Origin of the sequence: Bradyrhizobium sp. STM 3562 (assembly GCF_045571435.1) — a bacterium.
Taxonomy (GTDB): Bacteria; Pseudomonadota; Alphaproteobacteria; order Rhizobiales; family Xanthobacteraceae; genus Bradyrhizobium.
Map to the genome: position 1 here is coordinate 4452321 of NZ_CP120694.1, position 11575 is coordinate 4463895.

The 11575-nt window shown below is 61.7% G+C and carries 10 protein-coding genes and 1 pseudogene; 9 read left to right on the plus strand and 2 right to left on the minus strand.

Going from position 1 to position 11575, the window contains the following annotated elements; all coding sequences use genetic code 11:
• Nucleotides 1-20 precede the first annotated feature (20 nt).
• Together P6U23_RS20615 and P6U23_RS20620 are read left to right on the plus strand one after the other, a co-directional pair.
• Nucleotides 21-242 (plus strand): hypothetical protein, encoded by a 222-nt coding sequence (locus P6U23_RS20615; RefSeq protein WP_407174397.1) that lies wholly within the window; start codon nucleotides 21-23, stop codon nucleotides 240-242.
• Between the two features lie 108 nt (nucleotides 243-350).
• Nucleotides 351-587 carry a hypothetical protein gene (locus P6U23_RS20620; protein ID WP_407174399.1) on the plus strand — a complete coding sequence of 79 codons (237 nt, stop codon included), beginning with the start codon at nucleotides 351-353 and terminating at the stop codon, nucleotides 585-587.
• On the opposite strand, the gene P6U23_RS20625 is transcribed toward P6U23_RS20620, so the two are convergent.
• Nucleotides 581-2332 (minus strand): beta-(1-6) glucans synthase, encoded by a 1752-nt coding sequence (locus tag P6U23_RS20625; protein WP_407174400.1) that lies wholly within the window; start codon nucleotides 2330-2332, stop codon nucleotides 581-583. The genes P6U23_RS20620 and P6U23_RS20625 overlap by 7 nt on opposite strands.
• A gap of 133 nt (nucleotides 2333-2465) precedes the next feature.
• Here P6U23_RS20625 and P6U23_RS20630 point away from each other — a divergent pair, with 133 nt between their 5' ends.
• From P6U23_RS20630 to P6U23_RS20655, 6 genes and pseudogenes are all read left to right on the plus strand, one after another.
• Complete coding sequence (locus tag P6U23_RS20630) at nucleotides 2466-3941, plus strand: GH1 family beta-glucosidase (protein WP_407181529.1); 1476 nt, start codon at nucleotides 2466-2468, stop codon at nucleotides 3939-3941.
• A gap of 157 nt (nucleotides 3942-4098) precedes the next feature.
• Nucleotides 4099-4284 (plus strand): annotated as a pseudogene (locus tag P6U23_RS20635) (hypothetical protein); the annotation flags it as partial.
• A gap of 284 nt (nucleotides 4285-4568) precedes the next feature.
• Nucleotides 4569-5207 carry a DsbA family protein gene (locus tag P6U23_RS20640; RefSeq protein ID WP_407174401.1) on the plus strand — a complete coding sequence of 213 codons (639 nt, stop codon included), beginning with the start codon at nucleotides 4569-4571 and terminating at the stop codon, nucleotides 5205-5207.
• A gap of 312 nt (nucleotides 5208-5519) precedes the next feature.
• Nucleotides 5520-6926, plus strand: a complete 1407-nt coding sequence (locus tag P6U23_RS20645; protein ID WP_407174403.1) for an MFS transporter — start codon at nucleotides 5520-5522, stop codon at nucleotides 6924-6926.
• A gap of 12 nt (nucleotides 6927-6938) precedes the next feature.
• Entirely contained in the window at nucleotides 6939-8132 is a 1194-nt protein-coding gene (locus tag P6U23_RS20650) for an acyl-CoA dehydrogenase family protein (protein ID WP_407174404.1), read from the plus strand.
• A 13-nt stretch (nucleotides 8133-8145) separates the two neighbouring features.
• A complete protein-coding gene (locus P6U23_RS20655) occupies nucleotides 8146-8547 on the plus strand; it encodes a VOC family protein (RefSeq protein ID WP_407174406.1) in 402 nt (133 codons plus the stop codon).
• Between the two features lie 302 nt (nucleotides 8548-8849).
• Here the strand turns inward: P6U23_RS20655 and P6U23_RS20660 are convergent, their stop codons facing one another.
• Nucleotides 8850-9638 (minus strand): Spy/CpxP family protein refolding chaperone, encoded by a 789-nt coding sequence (locus P6U23_RS20660; RefSeq protein ID WP_407174408.1) that lies wholly within the window; start codon nucleotides 9636-9638, stop codon nucleotides 8850-8852.
• 510 nt (nucleotides 9639-10148) lie between these two features.
• Here P6U23_RS20660 and P6U23_RS20665 point away from each other — a divergent pair.
• Nucleotides 10149-11489: an ABC transporter substrate-binding protein gene (locus P6U23_RS20665; RefSeq protein WP_407174410.1), complete on the plus strand. Its 1341-nt coding sequence runs from the start codon at nucleotides 10149-10151 to the stop codon at nucleotides 11487-11489.
• The last annotated feature ends 86 nt before the right edge of the window (nucleotides 11490-11575 follow it).

The window sequence follows — 11575 nt, forward strand, 5'->3', positions numbered from 1 at the left end:
CCGGTTGTTCTGGAATCACGATGACAAAGAAAATCGATCTGTTGACGGCTTCGATCGCCCTTGGTGTTGCGAGCTACGCGGCGATCATCCTCGACTGCCTGGCGGTGGACCAATTTGGGCTGTCTGATCGGCAAATTTGCCGATCAGCAGTGGCCGTCGCCTTTCTGATCGCGCTCGTCCTTGGGGCAGCCTCCTTCAGCAAGGAAGTGGGCAAAGCCAAGAGGTCCGACCCGAGGCGCTAGCCAACGATCCGCGAATTGAGGTTTAACATAGCAGCGGATCCGGTACTTGTTGCGATCGGTTTGCGGATTCGCCCGATTTTTTTAAATGCCAATTCGCAGGGGGCGATTTTGAAGGCTTTCTTCCGAGCCGCGTTGTTCGCATGGCTCTTGATCTCACCCGCGTTGGCGGAGCGGCTGGTCGATCCCAGTACCGTTGCGCCGGAATATCGCGACGCGGCCGTCAAGCGCCGTGCCGAGCAGATCAGGCAACTTGAATGCGCCAAGAAGGCCGACATCGCAAAAGTGATGCCACGCGAGCGAACTGCGTTCCTGCTCCACTGCCTCGAGGCGGACGCGACTCAATAGATCCGATCAGGACTTGCGTGACTGTCATTCGATGACGCGCCGGCAATAAACTCCACGACACTCGCCGGCTGCAAACCTGCTCGCGCAGAAACCGTTGGCATCATGGGGACCATCGCGGCAACAGGCAGGGAACGCGCCCGCCACAGTGTGTTGACGAGCAGGAAATAGACTGCCGAGGTCCACAGGGACTGCCAGTTCCGAAAGCCCTCGTTGAAGACAATATAGATCGCGGCGAGGGCAAGCAGGCCTGCGAACACTTCCTCCGCGATCGGTCGCGCAGACGACGTCGAACGGTTCGCCAACGTCGCTGTCCAGAACGGCACGACGGCCATGGTCAGGCTCGCAAAGGGGAAATCGCGCCACCGCGCGTCGAACACGAGGCTGAGCGCGGTCTCCACCGCGAGCAGCGTCACGGCCATCAACGCGAATCCCAAAATCTGCTTTGGCAATGCAAGCGGCGCGCCCTCGCCTCTGCCGATCAGCTCCCGAAATGTCGGTATCGCCCGCTTCGACGTGATCGCATTCGAACACAGGATTGGCGCGGCCATGCCTACGCTCAGCAGCGAGCCCTGCAGGAGCCAGCCGCCGAGCCCGTAACTTTGGTAGAGAAAATCCTCGGCCGCGAGGCCCAGCAAAATCCCGCCCAAGGTTGCCGACATTGCGACGCCGACCCACGATGCCAGGCGCGGCAAGGACGGCCGCCGCCTGAGCGCGAGCAAGGCGGAGCCAAATGTGCAAAGCCCGAATAAGAGGCCGCCCGCAAGCTGAAGGCGCCAGAGCGGATGATTGCTGACCGTCGCCCCAGCCGGATATTTCAGCTCGCGAGTCCAACCGTCAAACACGCCCCAGGCGCCCCCGACCGTGCCTTCCCACTGCCGCTTCCACGGCTCGTCGTAGGCCTCGAACAGATTGACGCGGAAATTCTCCCGCCGCGCACGCTCGACAAGCTCGGCAACAAAGCGCGCCTGGTTGATGCGTGATGGCAGCGCCCCCTCGCGCATGCGCCCCCTGCTCGGCCACCCCGCCTCTCCGATCAGGATCTCCTTGCCCGGAAACTCAAGCGCGACCCGCTTGCGAATCTCATCCACATGAGCGGCCGCCTGCTCGGCGCGGACAGGAAAGTCCTCCCAATAGGGCAGGACATGGATGGTGATGAAATCGACGTCATCGGCGACGACGCGATAGCGTTCCCAGAACTCCCACACGTCGGCATAGGTCACGGGAATCTTCACGCGCGACTTGGCTGAGCGGATGGTCTGCCGAAGATCGGACGCAATCATCTCGCCGCGCAACAGCACCTCGCTGCCGACGATCATCGCCGTGATCACGCCGGGATATTTCTCGACCAGCGATACCGCTTGGTCGATCAGCAGCGCGTTCTTGGCACGGTCCCGCCCGATCCAAACGCCCAGAATGACCTTCAGCCCGACCTTGGAAGCAAGTTCAGGCACCTTGTCCAGGCCGTTATCGATCGAATAGGTGCGAACACATTGCGTGACCTTGGAAAGTTCGGCCAAGTCAGCGGCGATCTGCTCCGGGCTGATGATCAGATCCTGCATAAACGGCGTTTGCTCGCCGCGAAACGGCGCGTAGGACACACAATCCAGCTTGATCGCCGGATCGACCGGCGCGGACGCCAATGTCACTGGCCTGCCCAACCACCACCAGCCCGCGGCGATCAGGCCCAGGGACAGGACAAGAAGCGCCAGCGGCGCACGAACGGCAATGGGAGGCGTCCTCGGCAAGGCGTATCGATCGGGTTTGGAGTGATTAGCGGTTTAGGTGAGAATTCGATAGCTGCTATATTGACCTGCCTCAAGGGCTGGCTACGACAGATTAGCCTTGCTCGCATGCAAATTTGTCTTGGCCTGAACCATGCTGCTCAACAGATTTTCCCGGCGCCATTTTGCCAAGCTGGCAGGCTGGTCGGCCGCTCTCGGACTGACGAGATCTTCCATCAAGTCCGCCCGGGCCGAGCGGGCCGGAGCGCTGCCGCACGCCGGCGGCGAATCGCGTTTTCCCAACGACTTTCTGTGGGGAACTGCGACATCCGCTTATCAAGTGGAGGGAGCCGTCAATGAAGACGGACGAGGTCCATCGATTTGGGACCGCTTCGCTCACACCCCTGGAAAGATCGCCGATCACAGCAATGCCGACGTCGCCAACGATCATTACCATCGCTACAAGCAAGACGTTCAATTGATGAAGGCTATCGGAGCCAAGGCATATCGCTTCTCGATCGCCTGGCCTCGCGTCTTTCCCGAAGGATCGGGCGCACCGAACCCAAGGGGCCTCGACTTCTACAACCGCCTTGTCGACGAATTACTGGCGAGCGACATCGCGCCGTTTGCCACCCTGTATCATTGGGATTTACCCCAAGCGCTGCAGGATCGCTTCGGCGGCTGGCAGTCCCGCGAGACCTCAAAGGCATTTGCCGATTATGCAGCCTATGTCGCCGAACGCCTGAGCGATCGGGTGAAACACATTTTCACGATCAATGAATGTTCGAGGCTCGTGCATTTCGGCTATGGCCTGGGCGTCGATGCGCCCGGTTTGAAACTATCCGCACGTGAACTGAACCAGGTACGCCACCATGTCGCACTTGGACACGGACTAGCAGTGCAGGCCATCCGCGCTCATGGAAAAGCCGGAACCAAGGTCGGACCGGCCGAGAATATCTTGACCTGCATACCTGCCGTCGCAACGCCCGACAACGTACGCGCGGCGGAAGCGGCGACTCGCGAACTCAACGCCAGTTACATCACCGTGATACTGGAGGGACAATATACGCAGCGCTTCCTGGCGGAAGCCGGAGGTGCCGCTCCGACATACACGACCGAGGATCTGAGGGTCATTTCATCCCCGATCGATTTCATCGGGCTGAACATCTACAAGCCCGACCAATATGTCGTCGCAAGCGAGGGACAGGACGGCTTTAGCCTGGTGCCATTTCCCGCATCGTTCCCGCACATGTACTCCTCGTGGCTGAGGATTGGACCTGAAGCGATGTATTGGTCGCCGCGTCACGTGGCGAAGCTATGGGGCGTGCGATCGATCTACATCACTGAAAATGGAGCGTCCGCCGTCGACGAACCTGACGCGAACGGCAATGTCGTCGATATCGATCGGATCATGTATCTGCGCGGCTATCTGAGCGAGATGCAACGCGCGACAGCGGAAGGAATACCCGTGTCCGGGTATTTTCTCTGGAGTCTGATGGACAACTTCGAATGGATCGACGGCTTTCAAACGCGCTTCGGACTTTACCGGGTCGATTTCGCGACCCAACGCCGAACGCCAAAGCTGAGCGCTTCATTTTTTCGTGAGACGATCAGACAGAACCGCGTCGTCTGACCGCTCCGGGTCATGATCTGACGGCGATCGTGACAGTCGTCATCCTGCTTGTATGTCGGGTCTAACGAAAACAACGGTTGATATCCTTAACACAGACTATTGTGCCGCCGTCAGCCTTGCGAAACACTACCCGCACACGTGCATGTTGGGGCGTAACATGCGTAAGCAGGATGGCGGTTACGACTATCATCGCTATCGGCAGTTGCTGGCCGAGGCGAATGACGAGAAAAAGCGGCTGGCGTTGATCGAGCTGTTGATCCAGGAGCGGGCCAAGGATCGGCTGGCGGCCGAACGCGCTTCCGATCACGCCGCGACAACTGCGATGACGATCGCAAAGGTGCTCGGCACATCGGCTCCCCGTGACAGGAGCTACTCCAGCACGTCGCTTAAGCTGGCGCCGTTGCGATTGGTTACGGATCCGCGGCGAGCCGGCGGTCGGTGATCATCGCCCCCTTAAAGCTTTCCCGCTTTGTGCCGCCTGCTCTGGCCATTTCACCCGGCATTTGAGCTCCAATAGGACCCGGCCCGTGGCCGATTGTCAGATCACACGTTTCGCGGTAGCGAGATGGCTGCATGTGACGCGGTGCCTTTGAGGCAGACTCAACGCCCGCCGTTCGGAGCAAGCCATTGCCGATCCATTCTCGCCTCGCCGCCCTTGGTCTACTTGTGCTGACCGCGCTGTTCGTGCTGCCAGAGGCTCGTGCGGACAAGGCGCAGACGCTGACGCTGTTGGCGAAGCCGCAGCCGTTGCCCGACATGACCCTCGGTCGCGAAAAGGCGCCCATCACCATCATCGAATACTCGTCGCTGACCTGTCCGCATTGTGCAGCCTTTGCGGAGAACGTCTTTCCTATGCTGCAGACGAAATACATCGACACGGGCAAGGTTCGCTTCGTGTCGCGGGAGTTCCCGCTGGAGATCAAGGCTGTAGCCGCCTCGATGCTTGCGCGCTGCATCGCCGGCGATAATGCGCAGCGCTATTTCGACGCGCTCACGATGCTGTTCAAGCAGCAGGACGCGGTCGTGGCACACACCACCGATACGCTGAAATCCATCGGCGGCCATTTCGGCATGAGCGAGCAGGATGTCGACACCTGCGAGAAGAACCAGGAAATGCTCGACAAGATCGGGGCCGGCCAGAAATTCGCCTTTGACCAGCTCAAGGTTAGCGCGACGCCCACCTTCTTCATTAACGGCGAAATGGTGAAAGGCGCGATGTCGTTCGAGGAGTTGGACAAGCGGCTTAGCAAACTCTTGGCGCGCTGATGTCGCGTGCTGTTGCCCGCCGGTTTGGGGCGAGACCAATCACTTTGCAGTCATAGCCCGGCGTGGCGTTGGCCACACCATCGCGGCGCGTTGATGCGACGTTGCGCCAAACCGGCTTTGAATCCCGGCACTTGCCGTGCGCATCGCATCGACATTTGCGCCTACTCTCCCGCGCCGCAATAGCCATAAGCCGAACGAGGTTCCGGCCTTGCCGCTTGTCGCAATCGCAGGGTAGCCTTCGGATGAAGGCGAAAAGCGCAGGCGCAACGCTCGCCTCCTAAAAAAATGAACATGCGCCATTGGGGAAATGCCATGTTCGATATACTCGATCGACGCACGAGTCTGTCCCGAAATCAGATCAAGATTCTCCTCGCCGCCATCATCGGCGATGCCCTGGAGTTCTTCGATTATTTCCTGATCGGCTTCGTGCTCGCCTTTCTGATCGGGCCGTGGAAGCTCACCTTCGGCCAATCCGCGACCGTGCTCATGAGTTCGGGAATCGGCGCGATCATCGGCGCCTATGCCTGGGGCTGGCTTGCCGACCGCCTCGGCCGCCGATTGGTTTTCATTGGCACCGTCATCAATTTCTCGGTCGCCACGGGCCTGCTCTATTTCACGCCCGACAACGGCTGGATCTATCTGGCGATCATGCGCTTTTTCGTCGGCACCGGCGTCGGCGGCCTTTATTGCGTCGACCTGCCCTTGGTCCAGGAATTCATGCCCTCCTCCAAGCGCGGCTGGGTTGGCGGGCTCGTCACTTGCGTCATTCCTCTCGGCGTCGGCATCGGAGCGGTCCTCGGCGCCTTTATCGGCACCGATCAGTGGCGGCTGCTCTTTGCCATTGGCGTGCTGCCGGCATTGCTGGTGCTCCTGGTCCGCATCTGGGTTCCCGAGAGCCCACGCTGGCTCTGCCGGCAGGGCCGATATGCGGAGGCGCGCAAGTCGCTCGCCTGGGCGCTGCAGGTCGAGCCGTCCTCCTTGCCAATGCCGACCGCGGCCGATGCCGGACCGGTCGTTGTCAGCAATTGGTTCGATCTCTTCAAATATCCGCGCAGCCTGATCGTGTCCTGGCTCGGCAATGCCGGAGCCCAAACCGGGGTCTACGGCCTCACCTTGTGGGCGCCATCGCTGTTCGTGGTGCTCCTGAAGGTGACCCCGCAGGGGGCCGCCCGGATGATGATCCTGCTGAGCGTATTCGGCTTCATCGGCCGGCTGTCGTTCTCGTTCTTTTCGGAATTCATGGGACGGCGCAACGCCGGCGGCCTGCTCGGTTTCGGCGCGGGATTCCTGACCATTTTGGCGGGTTACAATTATGATGCAACGGTCATGGGCATTTCGGCATTCTGGCTGATCCTGGCGCTGACCTTCTTCTTCGCCGATGGCGGCTTTGCCATCGTCGGCCCCTATGCCGCGGAAGTCTGGCCGTCGCATCTGCGCACCTCCGGCATGGGCTCGGCCTATGGCTTTGGCGGCATCGGCAAGATCATCGGCCCCGTCGGCCTCGCACTGATCGTCGGCTCCAACAATTATCTCAAGCCGGACGTGCCACTGCCGCAGATCCCAACGGCGTTCGTTTATCTCGGCTGCTGGTTCCTGATGGCCGGTGCCGTCTATTACTTCTTGGGCATCGAGACCAAGGGCAAGTCGATCGAGCAGATCGATCAGGAGCTGAACGCCGCGGCCGATTTGCCCGCGGTGCAGCAGGTCCGGCAGGCCTGAGGGGGTTCGGCCATGCCTGCCGCAACCACGGCCGAGCTTGCTGGCGATCCAGGCGTGCTCGCCCGCGCGCAAGCCCTCCGCGAGGCGGTTGCGGCCGCCGCCGACGACATCGAACGGGAGCGGCGGTTGCCGCCTCCCCTGCTCGACAGGCTGCATGAAGCCGAGCTTTTCCGCTTGCTGCTGCCGCGCTCATGCAACGGGATCGAGACCGATCCCGTTACCTTCTTCCACGTGATGGAGACCATCGCGCAGGCCGACGCCTCGACGGCCTGGTGCCTCAGCCAGGCCGGCGGCTGCGCGATGTCGGCAGCCTATCTCGACCTGCCGGTGGCGCAGGCGATCTTCGGCGATGACCCCCGTGCGGTGCTTGCCTGGGGGCCGGGTCCAAAGGTGAAGGCGATCGAATGCGAGGGCGGCTACCGCGTGACGGGCGTCTGGGCCTTTGCCTCGGGCGGCCGCCACGCCACCTGGCTGGGCGCGCATTGTCCGATTTTCAACGCGGACGGCTCGCCAAAACGCGACGAGAACGGCGTTCAGATCGAACGCACCATGCTGGTGAGGAGCGAGGACGTGACCTGGACGGACATCTGGAGCACGGTCGGCCTCCGGGGCACGGCCAGTGATCAGTTCGCCCTGAACGAGTTCTTCGTCCGCGCCGACCATTCGATTACCCGGGAGTTCGATCGCGAATGCCGGGAGAGCGGTCCGCTCTACCGGATGGGCTCCGGCACCTGTTACCAGGTCGGCTTTGCCGGCGTTGCCTGCGGCATTGCCCGCGGCGCGCTCGACTGCTTCGTCGATCTGGCGCGCAACAAGGTGCCGCGCGGCTTCAAGAGCCCGCTGCGCGACAATGCCGTGGTGCAGTCGGGCCTGGCCCAGGCCGAAGTGGGACTCCGCGCCGCCCGCGGCTTCGTGCTGCAATCAATGGCCGAGATCTGGAAGCAGCTTCAGGCCGGTGCAATGATCACGGTGGAACAGCGTATCGTCGTGCGGATGGCAGCAACGCACGCCATCGTGAAAGCGCGCGAAGCGGTCGACTTCGCCTATCATACTGCCGGCGCGACAGCGATCTTCGAGAACCACCCGCTGGAGCGGCGCTTTCGCGACATGCACACCGTGACCCAGCAATTGCAGGGGCGGATGAGCCATTTCGAAACCGTCGGTGCCTGGATGCTCGGCGCCGACGCCGACCTCACCTTCGTCTAGGGAGAACAAGAGCATGCCGCTTGGCACACTACAGCACTTCACGATCGAGCCGCGGGACCTCGAGCGCAGCAAGGATTTCTATGTCGACGTGCTCGGCCTCGAAATCGGCGACCGTCCGCCGCTCGATTTCCCGGGCTATTGGCTCTACTCCGGCGGGGTCGCCACCGTGCACCTGATGGGCACCCGCAAGCCGCGGGAGGGGATTGTCGTGCGCGGCACCGAGAAGACGTACGCGGACACCGGCCGCTTCGACCATATCGCCTTTGCCGCCACCGGTGTGGAGGCCATGCGCGATCGCCTGCGCTCCAAGGGTGTGACGTTTCGGGAGAGCATCGTGGCGCGTACCGGTGACACCCAGTTCTTTCTCTATGATCCCGATGGCGTCGGAGTTGAGCTGAATTTCCCAAGGGCTTAAGCCCTGCACAAGAACGGCTGCGGTACCATCCGGCCGCCGAGTGCGGCCGAATTGCAACGCGCCGCGCTCACGTCATGTCGATCCCGACAAAGGTCACGCCGCAGCCATCAGTCCGGCGCGAAACGGTCGGCTTTTCTTCATCATTGCATTGAGGATTTGAGGAGCCGCGCCGCTGCGGCAGGATAGCCGGGTGCCGGGCCTTTAACCTACCCCAGGGCACGCGTGCCCGGCTATTCGCAAGCGCTGGGCACATCGAAACGAGAGCGCGTCGTCCGGCGACGCGCCATGCGCCGCTTCGCCTCTCAATCCAGACCGCGCTCGTGGCTGAGGCGGACCATCTCCTCGATGAAGATCTGCTTCTGCTTGTCGTCGAGGCTCGCATAGAGCGGCTCGGCGGCGTCGGCCACGTTGCGCTGATCGGAGGCGCGGTCGACCAGAAACTGGGCCTCATTGCGCATCTGTTCGACGATGTCATCGGGCGGATCGCGCTTGGCGCGGGCGATGCGCAGGTTGAGACGGTCGGCGCCATTGTGACCGAGATAGTGCATTGCACTTGCGAACGGTCCCCAATTCTTCTCCTGGTCCGCCGTCAGGTTCAGCTCCTTCTTGATCCGATCGATGAGCACGTCGTTGTTGGCGACGATCTGCTCGGCGGTCAGTTGCGGCTCGCCCTCCTGCGTCAGCACCGTGACGGGCTTATTATTATTGCTCAGAGACGCGTTATTGCTCGGAGGCGCGCTCGGAGCCTTGGCCGTCTTGGTGGCCTTCGGCGCCTTTGCCGCGTTGCTCTGCCTGTCCTTGTCTTTGTCGTTCTTGTCGTTGGCAGCGGGCGCGGTCGCCTGCTGCCCGGTATTCCCGGTGAACACGCCCGTGACGCCGGTGACGACGCCGACAACCCCGCCGATCGCGCCACCCAAGACGCCGCCGACAGGACCTGCCGCCTTGTTGCCCTCCCGCGCGCCCTGTTCCACGCCCTTCACCAGCCCCTGCGCGTCACCCTGTCGCGGCGCGCCGAACAGCGCGATTACGGTGGCCCCAAGCGCGATGCACAGCTTTAACCGCGCACGCAGCTTCGACGTCCTGCTGATCATTTGCCAGGCTCCATGACGGATCGGAATCGAAAATCGTTGGGTTTAACGAGCGGCGGGACTCCCCATCCTGCAGCTCGATTCTTACGTTTCCGCAGTACGTAAGTCCACCGTGTGCGACGCTTTGCAGCGATCGAGAAAAACCGTGACCTGCGAGGCCATTACAGGCGAAGCCGTACATGCTTGCCTGGCGATCGCGGCAATGACAGAGCGCGATTGATGTGTGATTGCGCAACGCGTACGCAGCGCAAAGCGGAGAGATAGCGACGGCGCATTATGTGCGACGCAATATTCGACGCCGCGTGATCGCAAACGCCTGTTAACTTTCGGCAGGCAGGCGCATCGGACGCAACATTAGTTCTAGAGAACTCCGTCACCGGATTTCTCGACAGAAGCTTTCAATTCTGCTCTGATCACTGGCAATGAAATCTCCGCGAAGCCTGACTGGGCCGCGATGCAAAAACAAAAAACGAGATTTCTCATCACATAAGATGGCTCACCAGGAGGAACGCCATGTCAGGGAGAAGGCTCACACGCCGTGAATTCGTAGCCAGCACTGCCGTCACATCCGCCGCGCTCGTCGCCGCGCCTTACGTTCGTTCGGCGCACGCAGCCGGTAAACTCTCGATCGGTTTCTGGGATCACTGGGTTCCCGGCGCCAACAAGGCCTCCACTGATCTCTGCAATGAATGGGCGGCCAAGGAAAAGGTCGACCTTCAGATCGACTACATCACGAGCCAGGGCAACAAGAACCTCGTGACCATTGCCGCCGAAGCGCAGGCGAAGTCCGGCCACGATATCTTCCAGATGCCGACTTGGTGGTGTCATTCCAATTCCGACCTGATGGAACCCGTGAACGACATCATGGAGCCCATCATCAAGCAGAACGGGGAAGTCAACGGCACGGTGAAGTATCTCGGCAATCTCGACGGCAAGTGGATGGGCGTGCCCGCTTGCGTCGGCAGCCAGATCAAGGGCCCCTGCTCCCGCATCGACCTGATGAAGAAATATGCCGGGATCGACGTGCAGGAGATGTATCCGGCCGGCAGCCCGCCCAAGGCTGACAACTGGAACACCGATACCTTCCTCAAGGCGGCCGAGGCCTGCCACAAGGCCGGTTATCCCTTCGGCATCGGGCTCGGTGAAACTTCCGACTCCGTCGACACCGCCGGCGCGTTCTTCCAGGCTTTTGGCGCGGAGCTCGTCAACGCCAAGGGCGATCTCACCGTGAAGACTGACAACGTCCGGCAGGCGCTCGAATTCTACAAGAAGCTGGTCCCCTTCCTGCCGCCCGATGTGGCGGCCTGGGACGACGCGTCGAACAACAAGTGGCTGGTCGCCGGCAAGGGTGCCATGATCATGAACCCGCCGAGCGCCTGGGCGGTGGCGAAACGCGATGCGCCGCAAGTGGCAGAGCAATTGTGGACCCATGGTTTCCCGGTGGGACCGAAGGGCCGCTTTGCGCCATTCCTGCCCTTCTTCTGGTCAATCTGGACCTTCTCGAAGAACAAGGAAGCGGCCAAGAGCCTCCTCGTTCATCTGTCAAAGCCGTCCTCGATCGAGAAGATGGTGGACGCCAGCGGCGGGTACGATCTGCCCGCCTTTGAGAACCTGACGACCCTGAAGGTGTGGGCGGAGGCGGAGCCGCCGAAGGGCACGCTCTACCACTACCCGAACCCGTATCACCATCAGGTACTCTCCATCGCAGCTTCGCCGGCGCCGCCCAAGGTCGCCCAACAGATCTATTTCCAGGCGACGCAGACCAAGATGTGCCTGCGCTATGCGCACGGCGAGAAGATGGAAGACACGCTCGCCTGGGCGGAAGGCGAGTGCGAGGGCTTCCTGCGAAGCTGACGGGGTGAACCTGCCCGTGGCAACCCGCCGAGCGCGGCTTGCCACGGTGCATCCCTCGTCGCCTGAGCCGGAAGCTGACTACGGCG